The organism is Streptomyces sp. NPDC020362 (genome assembly GCF_040642095.1).
In the GTDB taxonomy this organism is placed as follows: Bacteria; Actinomycetota; Actinomycetes; order Streptomycetales; family Streptomycetaceae; genus Streptomyces.
The window spans coordinates 16,153-39,939 of sequence record NZ_JBFAET010000016.1 but is presented as its reverse complement, the minus strand read 5'-3'; the positions used below and the strand labels follow the sequence as shown (position 1 = coordinate 39,939).

The 23,787-nt window shown below is 72.1% G+C and carries 20 protein-coding genes; 15 read left to right on the top strand and 5 right to left on the bottom strand.

Annotation, left to right across the window (positions count from 1 at the left end; genetic code table 11):
- Positions 1–6: 6 nt before the first annotated feature.
- The 5 genes from AB0H32_RS09730 to AB0H32_RS09710 are packed head-to-tail and all read left to right on the top strand — an operon-like array spanning position 7 to position 8,189.
- Positions 7–927, top strand: a complete 921-nt coding sequence (locus AB0H32_RS09730; protein ID WP_361116961.1) for a sugar ABC transporter permease — start codon at positions 7–9, stop codon at positions 925–927.
- Positions 924–1,832 carry a carbohydrate ABC transporter permease gene (locus AB0H32_RS09725; protein ID WP_361116958.1) on the top strand — a complete coding sequence of 303 codons (909 nt, stop codon included), beginning with the start codon at positions 924–926 and terminating at the stop codon, positions 1,830–1,832. The genes AB0H32_RS09730 and AB0H32_RS09725 overlap by 4 nt, the downstream gene beginning before the upstream one ends.
- Positions 1,833–1,878: 46 nt before the next feature.
- Positions 1,879–3,135 carry a glycosyl hydrolase gene (locus AB0H32_RS09720; protein ID WP_361116955.1) on the top strand — a complete coding sequence of 419 codons (1,257 nt, stop codon included), beginning with the start codon at positions 1,879–1,881 and terminating at the stop codon, positions 3,133–3,135.
- On the top strand, positions 3,132–5,138 hold the full coding sequence (locus tag AB0H32_RS09715) for an endo-beta-N-acetylglucosaminidase (protein WP_361116952.1): 2,007 nt from the start codon (positions 3,132–3,134) through the stop codon (positions 5,136–5,138). The genes AB0H32_RS09720 and AB0H32_RS09715 overlap by 4 nt, the downstream gene beginning before the upstream one ends.
- Before the next feature lie 30 nt (positions 5,139–5,168).
- Complete coding sequence (locus AB0H32_RS09710; RefSeq protein WP_361116949.1) at positions 5,169–8,189, top strand: glycoside hydrolase family 38 C-terminal domain-containing protein; 3,021 nt, start codon at positions 5,169–5,171, stop codon at positions 8,187–8,189.
- A 196-nt stretch (positions 8,190–8,385) separates the two neighbouring features.
- Here the strand turns inward: AB0H32_RS09710 and AB0H32_RS09705 are convergent, their stop codons facing one another.
- Positions 8,386–9,087: a FadR/GntR family transcriptional regulator gene (locus AB0H32_RS09705; protein ID WP_361116946.1), complete on the bottom strand. Its 702-nt coding sequence runs from the start codon at positions 9,085–9,087 to the stop codon at positions 8,386–8,388.
- Between the two features lie 164 nt (positions 9,088–9,251).
- On the opposite strand from AB0H32_RS09705, the gene AB0H32_RS09700 reads away from it, so the two are divergent.
- The 8 genes from AB0H32_RS09700 to AB0H32_RS09665 are packed head-to-tail and all read left to right on the top strand — an operon-like array spanning position 9,252 to position 17,089.
- Entirely contained in the window at positions 9,252–10,325 is a 1,074-nt protein-coding gene (locus AB0H32_RS09700) for a sugar ABC transporter substrate-binding protein (RefSeq protein ID WP_361116943.1), read from the top strand.
- Positions 10,322–11,827 carry a sugar ABC transporter ATP-binding protein gene (locus tag AB0H32_RS09695; protein WP_361116940.1) on the top strand — a complete coding sequence of 502 codons (1,506 nt, stop codon included), beginning with the start codon at positions 10,322–10,324 and terminating at the stop codon, positions 11,825–11,827. The genes AB0H32_RS09700 and AB0H32_RS09695 overlap by 4 nt, the downstream gene beginning before the upstream one ends.
- Positions 11,820–12,845 carry an ABC transporter permease gene (locus AB0H32_RS09690; protein ID WP_361116937.1) on the top strand — a complete coding sequence of 342 codons (1,026 nt, stop codon included), beginning with the start codon at positions 11,820–11,822 and terminating at the stop codon, positions 12,843–12,845. Before AB0H32_RS09695 ends, AB0H32_RS09690 begins: the two co-directional genes overlap by 8 nt.
- A gap of 39 nt (positions 12,846–12,884) precedes the next feature.
- Positions 12,885–14,225 carry an L-fuconate dehydratase gene (locus tag AB0H32_RS09685; protein ID WP_361116934.1) on the top strand — a complete coding sequence of 447 codons (1,341 nt, stop codon included), beginning with the start codon at positions 12,885–12,887 and terminating at the stop codon, positions 14,223–14,225.
- Entirely contained in the window at positions 14,222–14,977 is a 756-nt protein-coding gene (locus tag AB0H32_RS09680) for an SDR family oxidoreductase (RefSeq protein ID WP_361116931.1), read from the top strand. Before AB0H32_RS09685 ends, AB0H32_RS09680 begins: the two co-directional genes overlap by 4 nt.
- Complete coding sequence (locus tag AB0H32_RS09675) at positions 14,974–15,942, top strand: aldo/keto reductase (protein ID WP_361116929.1); 969 nt, start codon at positions 14,974–14,976, stop codon at positions 15,940–15,942. Before AB0H32_RS09680 ends, AB0H32_RS09675 begins: the two co-directional genes overlap by 4 nt.
- The gene (locus AB0H32_RS09670) at positions 15,939–16,253 is read left to right on the top strand and encodes an L-rhamnose mutarotase (protein WP_361116926.1); all 315 of its coding nucleotides are present in this window, start codon (positions 15,939–15,941) and stop codon (positions 16,251–16,253) included. The genes AB0H32_RS09675 and AB0H32_RS09670 overlap by 4 nt, the downstream gene beginning before the upstream one ends.
- A complete protein-coding gene (locus AB0H32_RS09665) occupies positions 16,250–17,089 on the top strand; it encodes an amidohydrolase family protein (RefSeq protein ID WP_361116923.1) in 840 nt (279 codons plus the stop codon). Before AB0H32_RS09670 ends, AB0H32_RS09665 begins: the two co-directional genes overlap by 4 nt.
- On the opposite strand, the gene AB0H32_RS09660 is transcribed toward AB0H32_RS09665, so the two are convergent.
- Positions 17,077–18,498, bottom strand: a complete 1,422-nt coding sequence (locus AB0H32_RS09660; protein ID WP_361116920.1) for a lipase maturation factor family protein — start codon at positions 18,496–18,498, stop codon at positions 17,077–17,079. The genes AB0H32_RS09665 and AB0H32_RS09660 overlap by 13 nt on opposite strands.
- Before the next feature lie 162 nt (positions 18,499–18,660).
- On the opposite strand from AB0H32_RS09660, the gene AB0H32_RS09655 reads away from it, so the two are divergent.
- The gene (locus AB0H32_RS09655; protein ID WP_361116917.1) at positions 18,661–20,748 is read left to right on the top strand and encodes a SpoIIE family protein phosphatase; all 2,088 of its coding nucleotides are present in this window, start codon (positions 18,661–18,663) and stop codon (positions 20,746–20,748) included.
- Between the two features lie 31 nt (positions 20,749–20,779).
- Positions 20,780–21,643, top strand: a complete 864-nt coding sequence (locus tag AB0H32_RS09650) for a DNA-formamidopyrimidine glycosylase family protein (protein ID WP_361116914.1) — start codon at positions 20,780–20,782, stop codon at positions 21,641–21,643.
- Positions 21,644–21,652: 9 nt separating this feature from the next.
- Here AB0H32_RS09650 and AB0H32_RS09645 read toward each other — a convergent pair whose 3' ends face one another.
- The 3 genes from AB0H32_RS09645 to AB0H32_RS09635 form a co-directional block, all read right to left on the bottom strand.
- A complete protein-coding gene (locus AB0H32_RS09645; RefSeq protein WP_361116911.1) occupies positions 21,653–22,306 on the bottom strand; it encodes a zf-HC2 domain-containing protein in 654 nt (217 codons plus the stop codon).
- A 151-nt stretch (positions 22,307–22,457) separates the two neighbouring features.
- Positions 22,458–22,973 (bottom strand): hypothetical protein, encoded by a 516-nt coding sequence (locus tag AB0H32_RS09640; protein ID WP_361116908.1) that lies wholly within the window; start codon positions 22,971–22,973, stop codon positions 22,458–22,460.
- 151 nt (positions 22,974–23,124) lie between these two features.
- Complete coding sequence (locus AB0H32_RS09635) at positions 23,125–23,673, bottom strand: sigma-70 family RNA polymerase sigma factor (RefSeq protein ID WP_361116905.1); 549 nt, start codon at positions 23,671–23,673, stop codon at positions 23,125–23,127.
- Positions 23,674–23,787: the final 114 nt, after the last annotated feature.

Genomic DNA, 23,787 nt, shown 5'->3' with positions numbered 1-23,787 from the left:
GACGCCATGGCCACTCCCACCGCCCCGCCCCGCACCCGGCGACCCGCCCCGCCCCGGATACGGCGGCAACTGCCCACCAGCCCCTGGCTGTTCGCCGCCCCCGGGCTGCTGATCACCGGCGCCTTCGTGCTCTACCCGTTCGTCACGACGGTGGTGAACTCCTTCACCGACCGCCGCACCCTGATCCCCGGCCACTTCGTCGGACTCGCCAACTTCCGCGAACTGCTCCACGACGACATGTTCTGGACCGGCCTGCGCAACAGCACCCTGTACATCGTCGGCGTCGTACCGGCCCTGGTGATCCTGCCGCTGCTGCTCGCACTGCTGGTGCAGAAGAACATCCCCGGGATCACCTTCTTCCGGTCCGCCTTCTACACCCCGGTCGTCGCCTCCGTGGTGGTCGTCGGGCTGGTCTGGGTGTGGCTGCTGGACGAGCGCGGCCTGGTCAACGCCCTGCTGGAGACCGTGGGGATCGGACGTGTCGGGTTCCTCAGCGACCAGTGGCTGCTCCTGCTGAGCGCCATGGCCGTGACGGTGTGGAAGGGTCTCGGCTACTACATGATCATTTACCTGGCCGCGCTGGCGAACGTACCGCGCGAGCTGCACGAGGCAGCCGCCGTGGACGGCGCGGGCCCGGTGCGCCGGTTCCTCACGGTCACCGTGCCCGCCGTGCGCTCCACCATGGTGCTGGTCGCCGCGCTCTCCTCGGTCGCCGCGTTCAAGGTGTTCTCCGAGGTGTACCTGATGGCGGGCCCGAGCGGCGGCCCGGCCGGCGAGGACACCACCCTCGTCATGCTCGTCCAGCGCACCGGCACCGGCCTGACCGGCCGCGTCGGCTACGCCTCCGCCCTCTCCGTCGTCGTGTTCGCCGTCACCGTCGCCCTGATGCTGCTCGTCCTGCGCGCCGACCGCAGGGAGCAGTCATGAGCGTCCTGGAGAAGGAGAAGGTCCGGCCGCGGCGGGAACCCGCCGTCCGCGAGCCGCGCGTCACCGACGAGCACGGCCGCCGGATCCGGGGGTGGGAGCTGGTCCTGCGCTACCTGCTGCTGCTCGCGGTCCTCGCCATCACCGTCGGCCCCTTCCTCTGGCAGCTGTCCACCTCCCTCAAGGGGCCCACCGAGGACATCTTCAGCTCGCCGCCGACGTTCCTGCCGAGCCATCCCACCCTGCACAACTACGAGCGGGTCACGGACACCATCCCCGTGTGGGACTACGCCCTGAACTCGCTGAAGGTCGCGGGCGCCAGTGTGGTGACCAACTGCGTCGGGTCGGCGCTCGCCGGGTACGCCCTGGCCCGGCTGCGCTACCGCGGCCGGGGCGTGGCCACGCTGGCCTTCGTCCTGGCGATGCTCGTGCCCGTGGAGGGCATCATCATCGCCCAGTTCACGACCATGCGGGAACTCGGCCTGAACAACACGCTCATCGGGGTCGCGCTGCCCGGCTCGATCGGCGCGATGAACGTGCTGCTGATGCGCAACGCCTTCCGCAACCTGCCGTACGAGATGGAGGAGGCCGCCTACGTCGACGGCGCCGACGTCTGGCAGCGGTTCTGGCGCATCGCGCTGCCGTCGGTGAAGGGAACCCTCGCCGTTGTCGCGATCTTCGCCTTCATGGGCGCCTGGGACGACTTCCTGTGGCCGCTCATCGTGCTCAGCGACCCGTCCAGGTTCACGCTGACCATCGGCCTCAACTACCTGCACGGCACCTTCGCCAACGACGAACGCCTGGTGGCCGCCGGCACCGTCATCGCCGTGGCACCGCTCATCGCCCTCTTCGCCTGCCTGCAGCGGTACTTCTTCCGCGGGGTCGGCGAGGGCGCCGTCAAGGGCTGAGCCCCGCGCCCGGCCCGGGCCCCGACCCCCGCAAGGACACAACCGCATGCCTCCTGCCGTGCGCTTCGGCGTCAACTACACCCCCAGCGAAGGGTGGTTCCACCACTGGCTCGACTTCGACCTCGACTCCGTACGCGCCGACCTCGACGCGATCGCCGCCCTCGGCCTGGACCACATCCGGGTCTTCCCCCTGTGGCCCTACTTCCAGCCCAACCGCACCCTGATCCGCCCGCGCGCCGTCGACCAGCTCGTGGCCCTCGCCGACGCGGCCGCCGAACGCGGCCTGGACGTCAACGTGGACGGCCTGCAGGGCCACCTGAGCAGCTTCGACTTCCTGCCCGCCTGGACCCGCACCTGGCACCGGCGCAACCTCTTCACCGACCCGGACGTGGTCGACGGCCAGGCAGCCTACCTGCGCACGCTCGCCGCCGCCCTCGCCGACCGGCCCAACTTCATCGGCATGACCATCGGCAACGAGGTCAACCAGTTCGCCGCCGGGCCCCACCCCGACCCCGACCGGATCACGGCCGACGACGCCGAGCGCTGGCTCACCCGGCTGCTGGCGGCCTGCGCCGAGGGCGCCCCGGACCGGCTGCACCTGCACGCCTCGTACGACGCCGCCTGGTACCAGGACGACCAGCCCTTCACCCCCGGTCACTCGGCCCGCCTCGGCGCCCTCACCGCCGTGCACTCCTGGGTGTTCAACGGCACCGCCCAGCGCCACGGCCGCACCTCCGTGCCCACCGAGCACCACGCCGCCTACCTGGTCGAGCTGAGCAAGGCCTGGGCCGAGGACGCGCACCGGCCGGTGTGGCTCCAGGAGGTCGGCGCGCCCGCCCCGCTCGTACCGGCCGAGCACGCGGCGGCCTTCGCCGAGGCGACCGTGGAGAACGTCCTGGACTGTCCCGACCTGTGGGGCGTCACCTGGTGGTGCTCCTACGACGTCTCCCGCGAACTCGCCGACTTCCCCGGACTCGAGTACGGACTCGGTCTGCTGACCAGCGACCGGCGCCCCAAGGACCTGGCGCGTGTGCTGGCCGACGCGGCCCGTGCGCGCCATGCCCCGCCCGCCGTGCGCGCCACGGCCCTCGTCGTCCCCGCCGACCCGGCCCACCGCGCCGGCTGCGCCCCCGGCGGACCCGTCTTCGACGCCTTCTTCCGGCTCGTCGCCGACGGAGCCCGCCCCACGACCGTCCTGGACACCCGCGCGGACGACAAGGACCATCTCGCCGCGCGCGGCATCACCGAAGCCGTCACTCCCGACCAGGTACTCCCCACCCCCCAAGGAGGCACTTGCTCGTGAAACCCACCAGACGCACCGTCCTCATCGCCGGAGCCGCCGCGGCGCTGCTCCAGGCCGCCCCGGCCCTGGCCGCCGTCCGTCCGAAGGCCGCCGCCACCGCGCCGTACGCCTCGTACTGGTACCCGGACTCCCTTCCCTCCGGCAGCCCCGGCACCGGCATCACCTGGCGCAGCCTGAAGAGCTGGCGTGCCGCCGACGACCCCGACCTGGCCTTCAACGCCGCGTCCGTACCGCTCGCCGCCCGCTTCACCCCGACCCCGGCCAACACCACCGCCCGCTCCGGCCAGGCCCGCATCCAGTCCCTGGTCTCCTTCGGGCCGACCTCCGCCAACCCCTCCCAGGGGTCGGCCACCGCCGACTACTACGCCCCCACCCACTGGGCCTACCTGGACGAGCTGGTGTTCTGGGGCGGCTCGGCGGGCGAGGGGCTGATCCTGGCGCCGAACGCACCGGTCGTGGACGCGGCCCACCGGCACGGGGTGCCCGTCCTCGGCAACATCTTCCTGCCGCCCACCGCCTACGGCGGTCAGCTGCAGTGGACCCGCGACCTCGTCCAGAAGGACTCCTCCGGGCGCTACCCGCTCGCCGCGCAACTCGTCGCGGTCGCGGCGGCGTACGGCTTCGACGGCTGGTTCGTGAACGCCGAGACGGGCGGCGGGAACACCGCGCTCGGCACCGCCATGCTCGCCTTCGTGAAGGAGCTGAAGGCGCTCGCGGCGGCCAAGGGGCAGCGGGTGACCTGGTACGACGCGATGACCGTGAACGGGACGGTCAGCTGGCAGGGCGCGCTGAACAGCCAGAACCAGGCCTTCTTCCAGGCCGCCGACGACATGTTCGTCGACTTCCGCTGGAGCGCCGCGACCCTGGCCTCCTCGGGGACCAGGGCGGGACAACTGGGCCGCAGCCGCTACGAGTTGTGGGCGGGCGTGGACGTCGAGTCCAACGGGTCCGGCACGTCGGTGGAGTGGGACGCGATCGTGCCGTCCGGAAAGCCCCACGTCACCTCCGTCGGCTTCTACCGGCCCGAGTGGACCCGCAACCACCTGCCGGACGGACAGCGCGCCCCGGAGGACTTCCACGCGGCCGACGACCGGTTCTGGACCGGCCGCTCGCTCGATCCCGCGCGGCCGGACACGAGTGATCCATGGCGGGCGCCGGCGGTGTCGGTGGCGGACCGGTCGACGGTGTCCTCGATGCCGTTCGCGAGCGTGTTCAACACCGGGCACGGGCTGCGCTGGTACGAGGACGGGGCCGTCACCTCGGACGCGGCCTGGAACCACCTCGGGCTCCAGGACCGGCTGCCCTCGCGGCAGTGGATCGTACGGACGGTGGGGCAACGGCCGGACGTATCCTTCGACTTCGCGGACGCCTGGCGGGGCGGCAGCAGCCTGCTGGTCGCCGGTGAACCGGATCAACCGGCGGTGCTGGACCTGTATGCGACCCGGCTGCCGATCGGCGCCGACACGGTGGTCGAGCTGACACACCGCACCGACGCCGGCCGTGTGAACGTCGAGCTGGCCGTCGCCACCGCCGAGCCGGGCAGCGCCGGTACGCCACCGCCGTACACGTATCTCCCGGTGCAGTCGGCCACCACCTGGCAGACGTCGACCGTACGGCTCACCGGCCTGTCGGGTACGGTCCACGCCCTCGGCGTCCGCCTCACCGCACCGGACGGCGGCTCCGTGCGCTGGCGGCTGGGCGGCCTCGCCGTCCGCGACGCCGTCGCGGCCCCGGCGGCCCCCGCGGACCTGCGGATCACCGCCGCGTCCGGGGGCGACCTGCGCTTCGCCTGGGGCGCGGCTCCCGGCCCCGTGCGCCACTACGAGCTGCACCGCCTCCTGCCCGACGGCACCCGCCGCTTCCTCGGCGGCACCTGCCAGCGCGCCCACTTCGTCTCCGGCCTGCAGCCCGCGCCGGGGGAGACGGCCGCACGATTCGAACTGCGCTCGGTGGGGGAGCTGTACAACGCCTCGACTCCCGTGACCGTCACCCACCCCTGGTAATCATCCTGAACCCAGCAGGGAGCACCCCGCATGCATGACGACCGTAATCTGGTCGAAGCCCGCCTCCGGCGCGTCCTCGACGAACGCATCCGCCCCGCCGTGTACCCCGAGTCCGTGCCGCTGCAGGTCGCGGTCTGGCACGCGCCGGGCGAACCGGTGCCGGTCGCCGAGGGACTGGCGGCCGAGCCCGCGCCGATCGAGGTGGGCGCCCGGTGGGGTGCTCCCTGGGGGACCAGCTGGTTCCGGGTGACCGGGACCGTGCCCGAGGCCTGGGCGGGCCGGACCGTGGAGGCCCTGCTCGACCTGGGCTTCGACGAGAACATGCCCGGCTTCCAGTGCGAGGGCCTGGTCTACCGGCCCGACGGCACCCCGGTGAAGGGCCTCAACCCGCGCAACCAGTGGGTGCGCATCGGCGCGCCCGTCGCGGGCGGCGAGGAGGTGCGCCTGCACATCGAGGCAGCCTCCAACCCGGTCATTCTCGACTACCACCCCTTCCGGCCCACCCGGCTGGGCGACAGGGACACCGCCGGGCACGAGCCGCAGTACACGCTCACCCGGATGGATCTCGCCGTCCTCGACGAGACCGTGTGGCAGCTGGTGCTGGACCTGGAGGTGCTCGGCGAGCTGATGGCCGAGCTGCCGGCGGACTCCGCGCGCCGCTGGGACATCCTGCGCGCCGTCGACCGGGCCCTGGACGCCGTCGACCTGCAGGACGTGGGCGGCACGGCGGCCGCGGCCCGTGAACGGCTCACCGACGTGCTGGCCGCCCCGGCCGTGCCGTCCGCCCACCGGCTCAGCGCCGTCGGGCACGCGCACATCGACTCCGCCTGGCTGTGGCCGCTGCGCGAGACCGTGCGCAAGGTGGCCCGTACGACGTCCAACATGACCGCGCTGATCGAGGACGAGCCGGAGTTCGTCTTCGCCATGTCGCAGGCGCAGCAGTGGGCGTGGGTCAAGGAGCACCGGCCCGAGGTGTGGGCGCGGGTGAAGAAGGCCGTCACCGAGGGGCGGTTCGTGCCGGCCGGCGGGATGTGGGTCGAGTCGGACACCAACATGCCCGGCTCTGAGGCGATGGCCCGTCAGTTCGTGCACGGCAAGCGGTTCTTCCTCGACGAGTTCGGCATCGAGAACGAGGAGGCCTGGCTGCCCGACACCTTCGGCTTCGCCGCCGGACTCCCGCAGATCATCAGGGCGGCCGGGTCCAAGTGGCTGCTGACGCAGAAGATCTCGTGGTCGCGGACGAACAAGTTCCCGCACCACACCTTCCAGTGGGAAGGCATCGACGGCACCCGGATCTTCACGCACTTCCCGCCCGTCGACACCTACAACTGCTCGATGAAGGGCAGCGAGATCGCCCACGCGGCGCGCAACTTCAAGGACAAGGGCAGGGCCCGGCACTCCCTCGCGCCCACCGGATGGGGCGACGGAGGCGGCGGCACCACCCGCGAGATGGTCGCCAAGGCGGCCCGGCTGCGCGACCTCGAAGGCTCGGCGACCGTCGTCTGGGAAACACCCCGGGCGTTCTTCGAGAAGGCCGAGGCCGAATACCCCGAGCCGCCGGTCTGGGTCGGCGAGCTGTACCTGGAGCTGCACCGCGCCACCCTCACCAGCCAGGCCAGGACCAAGCAGGGCAACCGCCGCAGCGAGCACCTGCTGCGCGAGGCCGAGCTGTGGGCGGCCACCGCGGCCGTGCGCGCCGGCTTCCCCTACCCCTACGAGGAACTCGACAGGATCTGGAAGACGGTCCTGCTGCACCAGTTCCACGACATCCTGCCCGGCTCCTCCATCGCCTGGGTGCACCGCGAGGCGCGGGCGACGTACGAGCGGATCGCCGCCGAGCTGGACGGGATCGTCGAGGCGGCGCAGCGGGCGCTCGCGGGCCGGGGCGAGACGCCCCTCGTGTTCAACGCGGCCCCGCACCCGCGCGCCGGTGTCCCGGCCGCCGGAGCGGCGACACCGCGGCCCCAGGGCGCGACGACGCTCGCGCCCCGCCCGGACGGCGGACACGTCCTGGACAACGGCCTGCTGCGAATCGAGATCGACGCCCGGGGCCTGGTGGTCTGCGCCCGCGACATCGAGGCCGACCGCGAGACGATCGCCCCCGGCACCGCCGCGAACCTCCTCCAGCTCCACTCCGACTTCCCGAACATGTGGGACGCCTGGGACGTGGACGAGTTCTACCGCAACACCGTCACGGACCTCACGGACGCCGACTCGGTGACGGCGGGGGAGGACGGTGCCTCGGTGCGGATCGTGCGGTCCTTCGGCGCCTCCCGGGTCACCCAGGTGCTGACGCTGCCGCCGGGGGAGCGGCGCCTGGTCCTGGACACCGAGGTCGACTGGCACGAGACGGAGAAGTTCCTGAAACTGGCCTTCCCGCTCGACCTGCACGCCGAACGGTACGCGTCGGAAACCCAGTTCGGGCACTTCCACCGGCCCACGCACACCAACACCTCCTGGGAGGCGGCCAAGTTCGAGGCCTGCAACCACCGCTTCGTGCACCTGGCCGAACCCGGCTGGGGCGTCGCGGTCGTCAACGACTCGACGTACGGCCACGACGTGACCCGCACGGTACGCACCGACGGCGACCGCGGTACGACCACCACGGTGCGGGTCTCCCTGCTGCGCGCCCCCCGCTTCCCCGACCCCGAGACCGACCAGGGAGTGCACCGTTTCCGGCACGCGCTGATCCCCGGCGCCCGGATCGCCGACGCGGTCCGCGAGGGCTGGCGGATCAACCTGCCCGAGCGGCGCACGACCGGTGCCGGTGAGGTCGCCCCGCTGGTGACGGTCGACAACGACGCGGTCGTCGTCACGGCGCTGAAGCTGGCCGACGACGGCAGCGGTGACGTGGTGGTCCGCTTCCACGAGGCGCACGGCGGCCGCGCCCGGGCCACGCTCACGCCCGGTTTCGCCGTCGGAGACGTCACCGTGACCGACCTGCTGGAGCGGCCCGGCGCGGAGAGCGGCCCACCGGTGCGGGACGGCGACCGGATCACCGTGCGGCTGCGACCCTTCGAGCTGATGACACTGCGGTTGCGGCGGGCTTGAGGCCGTTCGGGCTGGTGACGCTGCGGCTGTGGCGGGCTTGAGGCCGTTCGGGCTGGTGACGCTGCGGCTGTGACGGGCTCGGACCACCGCCTCCTCCACGCGACCGTCACGTCCTGACCCTCGCGTCCCGACGTCGTGGACGATGCTCGCCGGGCCGTCGTCCACGACGCGCACACACGTCCGTCGCCTTGCGGAGCTAGCCCCCGAGCTGGGCCCGCAGCCACTCCTCCACCTCGCCCACATGTGCGGCCGCTGCCGCCCGGGCCGCCTCCGGGTCGCGGGCGGACAGGGCGCGGTGGATGGCGGCGTGTTCGCGGCGGGTGCGGGCGAAGGCGCCCTCCTCCTGGTAGCCGCGCCAGACCCGGGCCCGGAAGGTGCGCGAGGACAGGCCCTCCAGGATGGCGGCCATCGTCTCGTTGCCCGCGGCCGCCGCGATCTCGCGGTGGAAGGCCAGGTCGTGGGCGAGGATCTCCTCGGGGTCGTCGGTGGCGTTCATCGCCGCCAAGTGCTTCTCGACCTCTGCGAGTCGGTCGTCGGTGATGCGGGCCGCCGCCAGCGCGGTCGCCGTGGACTCCAGGATCCGGCGCACCTCCAGCAGCTCCACCAGCCGCGGCCCCCGGGACAGGTCGGCGACCACGCCGAAGGTCTCCAGCAGGTCGCCGGCCTCCAGCGCGGTGACGTAGATGCCGGAGCCGTGCCGGGCCTCCAGAACGCCCAGGACCGTCAGTGCGCGGATCGCCTCGCGCATCGAGCTGCGGGAGATGCCCAGCTGGGCCGCGAGATCCCGCTCGGTCGGCAGACGCTGACCCGGCTCCAGGGCCCCCTCGGCGATCATCGCCTTGATCCGTTCGATGGCGCGCTGGGTCACCGTGCCCTTCTGCGGTGCTTCCTCGTCCACGCCACTCCTCCCGTCGCTGGGTGCGTCGCAGTCTAACCAGGGAAGTGGTCCGACCACTACACGTCAAAGAGCGGAAAAAATGGCGTCGAAGGGTGTTCTGGTGCCTGAGTGGTCTGATAAGTATCCAGGCATCTGCTCGAACACCCTCGACGAGGAGCCGTGAGATGCACGCCAGAACAGCGAGGAAGCAGAACAGGTCACGGATCACCGGCGTGGCGGCCCTGGCCGCCTGTGCCTCGCTGCTGCTCACCGCGTGCGGCAGCACCAAGGACACCGGCGCCGCCGGTGCGGGAGGCGGAGGCGGCTCCGGCAAGGTCGGGGTCATCCTGCCCCTGCTGACCTCGCCGTTCTGGCAGTCGTACAACGACTACGTGCCCAAGACGGCCAGGTCCGAGGGCGTCGACGCGCTGAAGACGGTCAACTCCAACAGTGACCCCTCGCAGCAGATCACCGACATCAACAACGAACTCAACCAGGGCGTGAAGGGACTGGTGGTCGCGCCCCTGGACAGCGCCGCCATCCAGGCCGGGCTCGACCAGGCCGAACGCAAGGGCGTCCCGGTCGTCGCCGTGGACGTCGCGCCCGACAAGGGCAAGGTCGCCATGGTGGTGCGCGCCGACAACGTCGCCTACGGCGAGAAGGCCTGCGACTACCTCGGGCAGCACGTCACCAGCGGCAAGGTCGTGCAGATCATGGGCGACCTCGCCTCGGTCAACGGCCGCGACCGCTCCGAGGCCTTCCGGGCCTGTGTGAAGAAGAAGTACCCGAAGCTCAAGGTGCTGGAGATCCCCGCCAAGTGGGAGTCCGACACCGCGGCCGCCAAACTGGACACGCTGCTGGGCGCCAACCCCGACATCAAGGGCATCTACCTGCAGGCGGGCGGCGTGTATCTGGCGCCGACGCTGCAGACCCTGAAGTCGAAGAACATGCTGAAGACGGCGGGGCAGAAGGGCCACATCGTCATCGTCTCCAACGACGGCATCCCGCAGGAGTTCGACGCGATCCGCAAGGGTCAGATCGACGCCACGGTCTCCCAGCCCGCCGACGCCTACGCGAAGTACGGCATGTACTACATCAAGGCGGCCATGGCCGGGAAGACGTTCCGGCCCGGCCCCACCGACCACGGCTCGACCATCGTGAAGCTGCCCAGCGGCATCCTGGAGGACCAACTGCCCGCACCGCTGGTCACCAAGGAGAACGTCGACGACCCGAAGCTCTGGGGCAACACGGTCAAATGAGTACCCCGGTCAGCGCCCCGCTCGTGGAGGCCCAGGGGATCGTCAAGCGGTACGGCCCCACGGTCGCTCTCGCCGACGGCCGCCTCACCGTGCGGCCCGGCGAGTCCCACGCACTCGTCGGCCGCAACGGTGCCGGCAAGTCCACCCTGGTCAACGTCCTCACCGGACTGCAGGCGCCCGACGAGGGCACCGTACGCTTCGACGGCGAGCCCGCGCCCGCGCTCGCCGACCGGGACGCCTGGCGCCGCAAGGTCGCCTGCGTCTACCAGAAGCCCACGGTCGTCCCCGAGCTGTCGGTCGCCGAGAACCTGTTCATCAACCGGCAGCCCCTTCGGCGGGGGTTCATCAGCTGGCGCCGGCTGCGCAGCGAGGCCGCCGAGCTGCTCGCCACCTGGGACGTGCGCGTCGACCCCGAGGCCCGCACCGCCGACCTCCGGGTCGAGGACCGTCAAATGGTCGAGATCGCCCGGGCGTTGAGCTTCGGGGCTCGGTTCATCGTCCTGGACGAGCCGACCGCCCAGCTCGACAACCGGGAGATCGAGCGGCTGTTCGGCCGGATGCGTGCCCTGCAGGACTCCGGGGTCACCTTCCTGTTCATCTCGCACCACCTCCAGGAGGTGTACGAGGTATGCCAGACGGTCACCGTGCTGCGCGACGCCCGCTGGATCACCACCGCCCCCGTCGCCGAACTGCCGCGGGCGGCGCTGGTGGAGGCGATGGCCGGGGAGAGCGTCGCCGAGCAGGCGCACGGAGTGCGGGACACGGTGGCCGACGACGCGCCGGTCGCCCTCGAGGCGCACGGGCTCTCGTCGCCCTCGTACCGGGACATCGATCTCACCGTCCGCCACGGCGAGGTCGTCGGACTCGCCGGCTCCAGCGGCAGCGGGAAGATCGAACTGGCCGAGTCCCTCGCCGGACTGCACACCCCGACGAGCGGCACGGCACGGCTCGACGGCAGGCAGCTCCCGTTCGGGGACGTCCGGGCGGCACTCGGGGCCGGAGTCGGCTGCGTACCCCGTGACCGGCACGAACAGGGCCTGGTGACCGGGATGAGCATCGGCGACAACGCCACCCTCGGCGTCCTCGGGCGCCTCGGCCGCCACGGGTTCGTCGGCACCCGGCGCAAGCGCGCCGTCGCCGCCGACCTGATCGAACGCCTCGGCATCCACGCCGAGGGCCCCGACCAGCCCGTCTCCGACCTCTCCGGCGGCAACGCGCAGAAGGTCGTCATGGCCCGCGCCCTCGCCTCCGACCCGCGGCTGCTCGTCCTGATCAACCCCACCGCCGGCGTCGACGTGAAGTCCAAGGAGTCCCTGCTGGCCCGCATGGACAGCGCCCGCGAGGACGGCACCGCCGTGCTCGTCGTCTCCGACGAACTCGACGACCTGCGGCGCTGCGACCGCGTCCTCGTCCTCTTCCACGGCCGGATCGTCGCCGAGCACCCGGCGGGCTGGCACGACCACGAGCTGATCGCCTCCATCGAAGGAGTGGACCATGGCTGACACCAAGGCCCCGCCGCTGACGCCCGTCAAGGTCCAGGGGACCCGCTCGGCCAGAGCCGTCCTGCTCCGCCGGGCCCGTGAACTCGCCCTGGTTCCGGCCCTGTTGCTGCTCATGGTGCTGGGCGCGTTCGTCAACGACTCCTTCCTCACCGAGCGCAACATCATCTCGATCCTCGGTGCGTCCGCGGCCCTGGCCATGGTGGTGCTCGCGGAGTCGCTCGTCCTGATCACCGGCAAGTTCGACCTGTCGCTCGAATCGGTGGTCGGGATCGCGCCCGCCGTCGGCGCCCTGCTCGTCCTGCCCGCCGCCCAGTCCGGCTGGGGCACCGAGTGGCCCACCGCGCTCGCCCTCATCGCGATCCTCGTCGTCGGCGCGGCGATCGGCGCCCTCAACGGGATCCTCGTGGTGAAGTTCAGGCTCAACGCCTTCATCGTCACCCTGGCGATGCTGATCGTCCTGCGCGGGCTGCTGGTCGGCGCCACCAAGGGCAAGACGCTGTTCGGGATGCCCGACGCCTTCTTCACCCTGGCCACCACGACCTTCCTGCGCGTCCCGATGTCCGTGTGGCTGGCGGCGCTCGCCTTCGCGGTGAGCGGTCTGGTCCTGCGCTACCACCGGGTCGGCCGCGCCCTGTACGCCATCGGCGGCAACGCGGAGGCGGCCCGCGCGGCCGGCATCCGGGTCGAGCGCGTGATGCTCGGCGTGTTCGTGGTGGCCGGGGTCCTCGCCTCCGTCGGCGGGCTCCTGCAGACCGGGTACGTCGGCGCGATCAGCGCCAACCAGGGCAACAACATGATCTTCACCGTGTTCGCGGCGGCGGTGATCGGCGGCATCAGCCTGGACGGCGGCAAGGGAACCATGGCCGGCGCCCTCACCGGCGTGCTCCTGCTGGGCGTCGTACAGAACCTGCTGACCCTCGCCCAGGTGCCGTCGTTCTGGATCCAGGCCATCTACGGCGGGATCATCCTCGTCGCCCTCATGATCGCCCGCGTGACGACGGGCCGGGCCCAGGACTGAACCGCGGTGCCCGATTGCCCACCGACCGAAAGGACTTCAGTGTCCCAGGCCCCCGCCCGCGTCACCGCGGTCGACACCCACGACATCCGCTTCCCCACCTCGCGGGAACTGGACGGCTCCGACGCGATGAACCCGGACCCCGACTACTCGACGGCCTACGTCGTCCTGCGCACGGACGCCGGCGACGGGCACGAGGGGCACGGGTTCACCTTCACCATCGGGCGGGGCAACGACGTCCAGGTGGCTGCGATCGACGCGCTGCGGGGCCATGTGCTCGGCCGCCCGGTCGAGGAGCTGTGCGCCGACCCCGGCTCGCTCTTCCGGGACCTGATCGCCGACAGTCAGCTGCGCTGGCTCGGCCCCGAGAAGGGCGTGATGCACATGGCGATCGGGGCCGTCGTCAACGCCGTGTGGGACCTCGCCGCCCGGCGGGCCGGAAAGCCGCTGTGGCAGCTGCTCGCCGACGCCGATCCGGAGTGGCTGGTCGGCCAGATCGACTTCCGTTACATCACCGACGCGCTCTCCCCCGAGGAGGCCCTCGACCTGCTAGGACGCGGCAGGCAAGGAGCCGCGGAGCGCAGGGCCCGGCTGCTGGAGCGCGGCTTCCCCGCCTACACGACCTCTCCCGGCTGGCTCGGCTACGACGACGACAAGCTCACCCGGCTCGCCGCCCAGGCCGTCGCCGACGGCTTCCGGCAGATCAAGCTCAAGGTGGGCGCCGACCTGGCGGACGACGTACGGCGCTGCGGGGTCGCCCGCGCGGTCGTCGGACCGGACGTCCGCCTCGCCGTCGACGCCAACCAGCGCTGGAACGTGGACGAGGCGATCGCCTGGACCAAGGCCCTCGCCGCTTTCGACCCGTACTGGATCGAGGAGCCCACCAGCCCCGACGACGTCCTCGGGCACGCCACGATCCGCCGCGCGGTGAGCCCCGTCAAGGTCGCCAGCGGTGAACACGTGCACAACCGGATCGTGTTCAAGCAGATGCTCCAGGCCGGAGCCCTCGACATCGTGCAGATCGACGCGGCCCGGGTCGCCGGCGTCAACGAGAACCTCGCCATCCTGCTGCTCGCCGCCAAGTTCGGCGTCCCCGTCTGCCCGCACGCCGGCGGCGTCGGCCTGTGCGAACTCGTCCAGCACCTGTCGATGTTCGACTACCTGGCCGTCTCCGGCACCACCGAGGACCGGGTCATCGAGTACGTCGACCACCTCCACGAGCACTTCCTCACCCCCGTGGTGATCCGCGACGGCCACTACACGGCCCCCACCGAGCCCGGCTTCTCGGCCGCCATGCGCCCGGAGTCCCTCGCGCGGTACACCTTCCCCGGCGGCACCTTCTGGGCCGCCGACCCCGACACCCGGAAGGGACAGGCGGCATGAGCGACTTCGAGGGCCTCAGGGCCCTGGTCACCGGCGGCGCCTCCGGAATCGGCCGGGCGACCGCCGTCCTCCTCGCCGAACGCGGCGCCCGGGTCGCCGTGCTCGACCTGGACCCGTCCCCGGTGGACGAGCCACTGCTGGCCCACCGGGCCGACGTCGGCGACGACACCTCGGTGCGTACGGCCGTGGCCCGGGCCACCGAGGCCCTGGGCGGCCTCGACGTACTGGTCAACAACGCCGGGATCGGCGCCCAGGGCACCGTCGAGGACAACGACGACGAGGAGTGGCTGCGCGTCTTCGACGTCAACGTCCTCGGCATGGTCCGCACCGCCCGCGCCGCCCTCCCGCACCTGCGCCGCTCCCGGCACGCCGCCATCGTCAACACCTGCTCGATCGCCGCGACCGCGGGGCTTGAGCAGCGCGCCCTGTACAGCGCGACCAAGGGCGCCGTGTACTCCCTGACCCTGGCCATGGCCGCCGACCACGTCCGCGAGGGCATCCGCGTCAACTGCGTCAACCCGGGTACGGTCGACACCCCATGGGTCGGCCGCCTGCTGGACTCCGCCCCCGACCCGGCCGCCGAGCGCGCCGCCCTCCGGGCCCGCCAGCCCACCGGCCGCCTCGTCTCCCCGGCCGAGGTCGCGGGCGCCATCGCCTACCTGGCCGGTCCGCTGTCCGGCGCCACCACCGGCACCGCCCTCGCCGTCGACGGCGGCATGCAGGGCCTCAGGCTGCGCCCGGCGGCCCGGTGAACCGGCTGGGCCGCAGCGGCGTCGAGGTCGGCCCCCTGGGCTTCGGCGCCGCCGGGATCGGCAACCTCTACACCCCGGTCGGCGACGAGCAGGCGCACGAGGCCGTGACCGCCGCCTGGCAGCGGGGCATCCGCTACTTCGACACCGCGCCCCACTACGGCCTCGGCCTGTCCGAGCGCCGTCTGGGAGCGGCCCTGCGCGCCCACGACCGGGCCGCGTACACGCTCTCCACGAAGGTCGGCCGCCGCCTGGAACCCGCCGACGGCACCGGAGACGACCTCGCGAACGGCTTCGCCGTCCCCGCCACCCTGCGCCGCGTCTGGGACTTCAGCGCCGACGGCGTCCGCCGGACCCTGGAGGCGAGCCTCGGCCGCCTCGGCCTCGACCGCGTCGACGTCGTCTATCTGCACGACCCCGACGACCATGCCGAGCAGGCCTTCCGTGAGGGCTATCCCGCACTGGAGAAGCTCCGCTCGGAGGGCGTCGTCGGTGCGATCGGCGCGGGGATGAACCAGGCCGGGATGCTCACCCGGTTCGTCCGCGACACGGACGTGGACGTCGTCCTCTGCGCCGGCCGCTACACCCTGCTCGACCAGAGCGCCGCGGCCGAGCTGCTGCCCGAGGCCCTCGCCCGGGGCGTGTCGGTCGTCATCGGCGGCGCCTTCAACTCGGGCCTGCTGGCCGATCCGGCACCGGATGCGACGTACGACTACGGCCGTGCGCCCCGGGAGCTGCTGGACCGCGCCCTTAGGCTGAAGGCCGTCGCCGCCCGGCACGGCATCGGCCTGCGCGCCGCCGCCCTGGCCTTCTGCTCCGCGCACCCTGCCGTCGCCTCCGTGCTGGCCGGCGCCCGCTCCGCCGCCGAGGTCCACGACAGCGCCGAGCAGTTCGCCACCACCGTCCCGGTCGCCTTCTGGCAGGAACTGCGCGACACCGGTCTGCTGCCCCCCGAGGAGCCGTCATGAAAGTCGCCCTGCACACCAAGGTCCGCGCCGGACGCATCGCCGACTACGAGGCTGCCCACCGCGAGGTCCCCGAAGAACTCACCGACGCCATCCGTGCCTGCGGAGCCACCTCCTGGACCATCTGGCGCAGCGGCACCGACCTCTTCCATCTCCTGGAGTGCGAGGACTACGCCCGCCTGCTCGCCGCCCTCGAACGGCTGCCGGTCAATGTCGCCTGGCAGGCCCGCATGGCCGAGCTGCTGGACGTCGTGCACGACTACTCCGAGGGCGGCACGGACGCCGGGCTGCCCGTCGTCTGGGAGCTGCCGTGACCGTCGACGCCCACCACCACGTCTGGGACCTGTCGGTCCGCGACCAGGGCTGGATCACCGGCCCCGCACTCCGGCCGCTCAGACGCAGCTTCGGCCTCGCCGACCTGGAACCCGAGACCCGGGCGGCCGGAGTGGACCGTACCGTTCTCGTCCAGACGGTCACCGTGCCCGAGGAGACTCCGGAGCTCCTGGCGCTGGCAGCCGCGAGCGACCTGGTGGCGGGCGTCGTCGGCTGGACGGACCTCACCCGCCCCGGCGTCGCCGACGAGCTGGCCCGTCTGCGCGAGATGCCCGGCGGCCGCTTCCTCAAGGGCATCCGCCACCAGGTCCAGAGCGAACCCGACCCCGACTGGCTGCTCCGGGCCGACGTGCAACGAGGCCTCGCCGCCGTCGCCGGGGCCGGCCTCGTCCACGACCTCGTGGTCCTGCCCCACCAGCTCCCGGCCTGCTCCAAGGCGGCCGCATCGCTGCCCCACCTCACCTTCGTGCTCGACCACTTGGGCAAGCCCCCCATCGCCGCCGGGGAACGCGAACCCTGGACGACCCACCTGCGATCCCTCGCCGCACTGCCCAACACCGTCGCCAAACTCTCCGGGCTGGTCACCGAGGCCGACCCCGCCTCCTGGAGAGTCGCCGACCTGCGCCCGTACACCGACACCGCCCTCGAGGCCTTCGGCCCCGACCGCCTGATGTTCGGCTCCGACTGGCCGGTGTGCACCCTGGCGGCCCCCTACGCACAGGTGCACGCCGCGGCGAGGGAACTGACGTCGGGCCTCGGCGAGGCGGAGCGCAGCGCCCTGTTCGAGGGCACCGCGAGGCGCGTCTACGACCTCTGAGCCACTCCGGCCAGCCGCGTGGGCGGCAGGTACTCCCGCACGTACGTCCGCTGCCAGCACGCCCCCGTCTCCCGCAGCTCGCGCCACGTGGTGTAGCGGTAGCGGAAGAGACGGGCGCGGATGTAGCGGGGCGGGGCGCCCGGCGGGAACGGCGAGCGGCGCAGCAGCCTCAGGGTGTCGCGGTCCTCCTCCAGCAGCCGTTCCACCAGAGCGCCGAACCAGTCACCGGCGTAGGCCGGGGACAGCGCGGCGAACCACATCAGCCAGTCCAGGCGCAGGTGGTAGGGCGCGAACTGGCGGGGCCAGCGCCGGGGGTCGCCGGGCTTGCCCCTGAACACGTACTCCCGCCAGTCCGAGTCCTCCCGCGGTACGTCGTCCCGTGTGCCCTCGACCACCACCTCGTAGCGGATCCGGCTGACGCTGCCGAACGCACCGTAGGTGTTCACCAGGTGCAACGGGTCGAAGGAGCGGTTCATGACCTGGCGGCGGGAGATCATGTTGCGCACCGGGTGGTAGCTCAGACAGACCAGCAGCGCGGCGATCGCGAGGACCAGGACCTCGTACCACAGCGGCGCCGCCGGCACCGTCGGTGCCCTGGCGGGCAGCCGGAGCGCGGACAGGGCCAGCACGATGGTGATCCAGTTCAGCCAGGAGAAGTTGCCGGACAGCACCAGCCACAGCTGGGTGACGATCATCAGCGCGGCGGCGGCCGAGGCGATGGGCTGCGGCGTGAACAGCAGCACCGGCACGACCAGCTGGGTGAGGTGGTTGGCGGCCACCTCCACCCGGTGCAGGGGCCTGGGCAGATGGTGGAAGAACCAGCTCAGCGGGCCCGGCATCGGTTGCGTCTCGTGGTGGTAGTCCAGACAGGTCAGCTTCCGCCAGCACGCGTCGCCCCGGAGCTTGATCAGCCCGGCCCCGAACTCGACCCGGAACAGGATCCAGCGCAGCAGGAACAGCGCGACGACGGGCGGTGCGACCTCGTCGTTGCCGAGGAAGGCGGCCAGGAAGCCGACCTCCAGCAGCAGCGACTCCCAGCCGAACGCGTACCAGGTCTGGCCCACGTTGACGATCGACAGATACAGCGCCCAGGGCACCAGCCACAGCACGATGCCCGCCCACAGCGGCAGCAGGGAGTCCGCGCCGGCCAGCAGCGCCGCCGACACCGCACAGCCGGCCCAGGCACAGGCCGCGAAGAAGCGGTCCGAGTAGTGCAGATGGAACAGGCTCGGGGTCCGCCTGAAGGGTGCCCGGGCCGTGAAGCGGGGGATCGGCAGCATGCCGCGCTCGCCGAGCAGGGCCCGGAACTGGAGGGCGGCCACCAGGAAGGCGACGAGGTACACACCGGCCAGAGCCCGCTGGAAGACCAGCCGGCTCAACCAGTAGTCGGGTGCGGTGAACCAGTCCACGGCTGTGCGCTCCTGCCTCCATTGTGGCCGCCGGGCAGGCGCTGCGCCCCAAGGCCCTGTCACTCCCGGTACCGCGCCGGCGCGCTTGCGTAACCCCGGCGAATGAAGCAGACGGCCGTCGTCCCGGTCGAAGAATCCGGGAAACCCTGGCAAGGTGGCCCCATGGCTGATCGGGGAGCGAGCGCCCCGTCACTCACCGAGGACTGGCCCGCCCATCCGGGCCCGATTCTGGCGCTCAACCGCATGGGCAGCTTCGACTGGGACCTGGACGCTGGCCTGTTCCACATGGACGCCCAGGCCCACGAGGTGTTCGACGTCCTTCCCGAGGAGTACGACGGCCGCCCGCAGTCCCTGGCGGTCCGCGTGCCGCCCGCGGAGGCCGCCCGGCTGGACGCGGTGGTGGCCCAGGCCATCAAGGACGGCAGCGAGAACTACGGCGCCTACTTCCGCATCCGCTGCCGTGACGGCACCCCGCGCTGGACCCACACCCAGGGCTACATCCGGCGCGACGAGACCGGCCGGCCGCGCCGGGTCGTGGGCATCGTCCGCGACGCCACCGAGGAACTCGCCGACAGCGAGTCGCGCAGTGTGCGGGCCGCCCAGGACCAGGCCTTCCGCCAGCAGACCAACGTCGTCCAAGTCATATCCGCCGCCCTCTCCCACGCGCGCACCGTCCAGGACGTGATCGACGTCCTCAAGGACACCCACGGCGTCCGCCACCTCGGCGCGGCGAGCCTCGTCATGGGTCTGGTGGAGGCCGGCCGGATCCGGCTCATCGCGGAGGGCCCCGTGGGCAGCTTCGTGCCCGGCACCCGGATCACCCGGATAGACGAGCCGTACCCGATGGGCGAGGTCGTCCGCACGCTCGCCCCGCGCTTCATCGAGTCCCCGGAGGAGTTCGCCGAGGGCTACCCGATCCTGTGGCCGCACATCACCGGCCTGCGCATCACCTCGGCCGTCTATCTGCCGCTGATCGCCCAGGCCCAGCCGTTCGGCGCCATGGGCCTGCTCTACAACGACCGGCAGGGCTTCTCCAGCGAGGAGCGCGCCGTCCTGGTGGCGCTCGGCAGCACCATCGCCCAGAGCCTGCAGCGGGCCATGCTCTACGAGCAGGAGAAGGACCTCGCCCAGGGCCTCCAGCAGGCGATGCTGCCCCGCACCATCCCGAGCGTCCGCGGCGCCGACATCGCCGTCCGCTACCGCGCCGCGACCCTGGGGGGCGCCCTCGGCCGGGACATCGGCGGCGACTGGTACGACCTGATCCCGCTGCCCGGCGGCCGGGTCGGCGCGGTCATCGGAGACGTACAGGGCCACGACACGCACGCGGCGGCCGTGATGGGCCAGCTGCGGATCGTGCTGCGCGCCTACGCCGCAGAAGGGCACACCCCGGCCACCGTGATGGCCCGCGCCTCCGTCTTCCTCCATGAACTCGACACCGACCGCTTCGCCACCTGCCTGTACGCGGAGGCCGACCTGTCCACCGGGGTCGTCCAGGTGGTCCGGGCCGGGCACATCGACCCGCTGCTCAAGGACGCCGACGGCACATGCCGCCGGGTCCCGGTCGAGGGCGGGCTCCCACTCGGCCTGTCCGCCGAGTTCGGCCGCCTGGAGTACCCCGTGGCGACGCTGGAGCTCGACCCCGGCGACACCCTGCTGCTGTGCACCGACGGGCTCGTCGAGCAGCCCGGTGCCGACCTCGACGACGGGATGCGGGACCTGACGACCCTCATCGCCAAGGGCCCGGACGAGGTGCGCGAGCTCGCCGCCCGGCTGATCGAGGTGGCCGCGGAGCGCGGCGGGGACGACGACGTGGCGCTGCTCCTGCTGCGCCGCCGGGCCGCCGAGGCACCGCGGGCCGCCGGCCGGCTCCAGCAGCATGTGGCCCCCGGTGACCCGGAGGCGCTCACCCACGCCCGGCACATGATCCGCGCCGCGGTCCGCACCTGGGGCGCCCGGGACCGGGCCGACGAGATCGAACTGGTCGCCGACGAACTGATCACCAACGCCCTGATGCACACCGAGGGCTCGGCGATCGTCACCCTGCGGGGCCTGGAAGGCAGCGACCGGCGGGTGCGGGTCGAGGTCGAGGACTGCTCCAGCGCCCTGCCGCGTCGGCGCGACGCGGGGGAGGACGGGGTCTCCGGACGCGGACTGCTCCTGGTCGACCTGCTCGCCGACGTGTGGGGCGTGGAGGCGCGCGGCGGCGGCAAGGCGGTGTGGTGCGAGTTCCTGGTGCCCGTGCGCGCCTGACCGCACGTGCCCCGGATGGCACTCTTGACGTATGCCGGAACTGCCCGAGGTGGAAGCCCTCAGGGACTTCCTGACCGAGAACCTGGTCGGCCACGAGGTCGTACGGGTGCTGCCCGTCGCGATCAGCGTCCTGAAGACGTACGACCCACCGGTCAACGCGTTCGAGGGCAGCGAGGTCACCGCCGTGCACCGGCACGGGAAGTTCCTCGACATCGGGTCGAGCACCGGGCTGCACTTCGTCACCCACCTGGCCCGCGCGGGCTGGCTGCAGTGGAAGGACCGGCTCCCGGACGGCCCGCCGCGCCCCGGAAAGGGGCCGCTCGCCCTGCGCGTGGCCCTGGAGACCGGTGCGGGCTTCGACCTCACGGAGGCCGGTACCCAGAAGAAGCTCGCCGTGTACATCGTCCACGACCCGCAGGAGGTGCCCGGGGTGTCCCGCCTCGGCCCGGACCCGCTCGCCGCAGGCTTCGACGAGGACCGCTTCGCCGCCCTGCTGAAGGACGAGCGGCGCCGGATCAAGGGCGCCCTGCGCGACCAGAGCCTGATCGCCGGGGTGGGCAACGCGTACAGCGACGAGATCCTGCACGCGGCGAGGATGTCGCCGTTCAAACTGGCCGCGTCCCTGACCCCCGAGGAGACCGGCCGACTCTACGAGGCCCTGCGCACCACCCTCACCGAGGCGGTCGAACGCTCGCGCGGGCTGGCCGCGGGACGGCTGAAGGCCGAGAAGAAGAGCGGTCTGCGGGTCCACGGCCGCACCGGCGAGCCCTGCCCGGTCTGCGGCGACACGATCCGCGAGGTCTCGTTCAGCGACTCCTCGCTCCAGTACTGCCCCACCTGCCAGACGGGCGGCAGGCCCCTGGCCGACCGCAGACTGTCCCGGCTGCTGAAGTGAGCCCCGCGGCTAGTGCGGGTTCAGGGTCACCAGCCGCTGTCCGTCCGTGGTGCGTACCTCATAGCGGTCGATCTGGTCCGGACTCATCGTGGAGCCCGCCATGGTGGTGACCGTGCGAGTGTCGTGGTCGCCCGCCTTCCAGCCGGAGACGACCTGCTCGGAGCCGTCGTGGCCGATGACCACGAGCCGGCAGGAGTGCGGCCCGGTGGCGTCCTTCACTTCCAGCCGCATCCGGCTGCCGAAGTCCCCGTCCTCGGTCGTGACCTGCGCCCACACCCCCGTCGCCGGGTCGGTCGCCGCGGTGACCCGGGCGGGCGGCTCGTCGTGCCCGGCGTAGGCGATGATCCCCGGCCCGGCCACGGCCAGCACCACCGAGGCGGCCAGGCCGTACAGGAGGCGACGGCGCCGGGCCCGGTGCCGGTGGGTGAGCTCGCCGAGGAGCCGGTCCAGCAACCGGGGGCCGGGCTGGGCCATGGGGTGCACGAAGCGCGGCGTGGCCCGGCGGTACAGCATCAACTGCCGTGCCGTGGGTCCGAACTCGGTCACGTGTGCCGCGCACTGAGGGCACTCCATGAGGTGGTCCTCGAAGCGGAAGGCCTCCGCCTCGTCCAGCACGCCGAGCGCGTACGCGCCGACGTCGCGATGCCTTTCCAGGGACCTCATGCCGAATCCTCGTGCCTATGGGTGTGGGTGGGGTTACTCCTTGCTCCCACCCGTACGCAGGGGACCATCGAATCACTCAAGGCACACACCGAATCGTGACCAAGAGATTCGGAGCCGCCGGGCCCGCGGATTGGTCCGAATTCCCTGCGGCTCAAAAAAGATGGATGGCGAGATGCCCGAGCGGCAACCCGAGCCGCCAGGCAGGCGTCCACACCTTCGGCCCGTCGTCCTCGCCGAACACCGCGCCGCCCTGCGGCACCGCGTCCAGGTCGGGCGCGAGCAGCTCGGTCTCCTCCAGCCAGCGCCAGGCCTCGGCAGCCAGGGCCAGGTCCGGCGAGGGCGTGCCGCACGCGGCCTGCTCGGCGGTCAGCTCGGCCATCCGCGCGCGCACCCAGTCCTGCCACGGCTGGTCGTACGCCGTCAGCGACAGCCAGTTCTCCAGCTGGGAGATCACCCGGATGCCGGACAGTTCGCCGTCGGTGTCGGAGAGGAAGACGGTCAGCGCCAGCGCGTCCCGGCCGGCCCGGAACTCGAAGGACGTCGGCGGCATCAGATCGCCGGTGCGCAGCAGCTCGTCGGCGATGTACTCGGCGTACAACCAGGCCATGGGGACGGCCAGTTCACCGCCGCCGGTGCCGCCCGTGCTCTCGTGCCCTCTGTGCAGCATCCCTTCCTGCCTTCCTCCGGTACGTGCGTGTCGCCCGAACCCCTGGACTCAATAGGGGCAGCCCCCGTCCGGAACGCGGATGAGGACAGCTGATTGCCCGAACGGGGGTCGTAGCAAGGCGCTTTACCAAGGTTTGACCAGGACCTCGGTTTCACCGCAGGTCGGCCGCATAACCCGGAAGGACCCTGCGCAGGGCGCGCAGCGCGTAGTACGCGCGTGACTTCACGGTACCCGGTGGAATTCCGAGGGTCTGCGCGGCTTCTGCCACACTGGCCCCGCGGAAATACACGAGTATCAAAACGTCACGGTGTTCCGGGGTGAGTGTCTTCACAGCCTCCCGGACATCGAGCATCGCCGCGGCCCGTTCGGCGTGGTCGGCGGTCACCCGGGCGTTCTCGGGCACCTCGTCGACGACCTCGGGCGGGCGCGCCTGCCGGGCCCGCCGGGCGTCGATCGCGAGCCGCCGGGCGACGGTCAGCAGCCAGGGCCGTACCGAGTCGAAGCCGTCCGCGTGCACCGCCTCGGGGTGCTGCCAGGCGCGCACCAGGGTCTCCTGGACGAGGTCCTCGGCGCGCTGGCGGTCCCCGTCGCTCAGCCTGAGCAGCAGTGCGAAGAGGGAACCGCCGTGCTCGCGCTGGAGCGCGGCGAGCTCGTGCTCGGCGGTCGTCGTCCCGTGCTGAAGTGAGGTTCCGGCCGTCATGGCCGTATGGCAGCGCAGGGTGCCGCCCGGGGACAGGGGGCGCACACGGCTCTGCGACGGACGGTCGATCGTGTCGGCGAACGGTAGGGCGAGCGCTCCGCGACGGCGTGTGCA

Bases quoted from the DNA above. Each gene is read 5' to 3' on its own strand.
- AB0H32_RS09730 (WP_361116961.1), top strand. From the start codon at position 7: ATGGCCACTCCCACCGCCCCGCCCCGCACCCGGCGACCCGCCCCGCCC.
- AB0H32_RS09725 (WP_361116958.1), top strand. From the start codon at position 924: ATGAGCGTCCTGGAGAAGGAGAAGGTCCGGCCGCGGCGGGAACCCGCC.
- AB0H32_RS09720 (WP_361116955.1), top strand. From the start codon at position 1,879: ATGCCTCCTGCCGTGCGCTTCGGCGTCAACTACACCCCCAGCGAAGGG.
- AB0H32_RS09710 (WP_361116949.1), top strand. From the start codon at position 5,169: ATGCATGACGACCGTAATCTGGTCGAAGCCCGCCTCCGGCGCGTCCTC.
- AB0H32_RS09700 (WP_361116943.1), top strand. From the start codon at position 9,252: ATGCACGCCAGAACAGCGAGGAAGCAGAACAGGTCACGGATCACCGGC.
- AB0H32_RS09695 (WP_361116940.1), top strand. From the start codon at position 10,322: ATGAGTACCCCGGTCAGCGCCCCGCTCGTGGAGGCCCAGGGGATCGTC.
- AB0H32_RS09690 (WP_361116937.1), top strand. From the start codon at position 11,820: ATGGCTGACACCAAGGCCCCGCCGCTGACGCCCGTCAAGGTCCAGGGG.
- AB0H32_RS09680 (WP_361116931.1), top strand. From the start codon at position 14,222: ATGAGCGACTTCGAGGGCCTCAGGGCCCTGGTCACCGGCGGCGCCTCC.
- AB0H32_RS09670 (WP_361116926.1), top strand. From the start codon at position 15,939: ATGAAAGTCGCCCTGCACACCAAGGTCCGCGCCGGACGCATCGCCGAC.
- AB0H32_RS09655 (WP_361116917.1), top strand. From the start codon at position 18,661: ATGGCTGATCGGGGAGCGAGCGCCCCGTCACTCACCGAGGACTGGCCC.
- AB0H32_RS09650 (WP_361116914.1), top strand. From the start codon at position 20,780: ATGCCGGAACTGCCCGAGGTGGAAGCCCTCAGGGACTTCCTGACCGAG.
- AB0H32_RS09645 (WP_361116911.1), bottom strand. From the start codon at position 22,306: ATGAGGTCCCTGGAAAGGCATCGCGACGTCGGCGCGTACGCGCTCGGC.
- AB0H32_RS09640 (WP_361116908.1), bottom strand. From the start codon at position 22,973: ATGCTGCACAGAGGGCACGAGAGCACGGGCGGCACCGGCGGCGGTGAA.
- AB0H32_RS09635 (WP_361116905.1), bottom strand. From the start codon at position 23,673: ATGACGGCCGGAACCTCACTTCAGCACGGGACGACGACCGCCGAGCAC.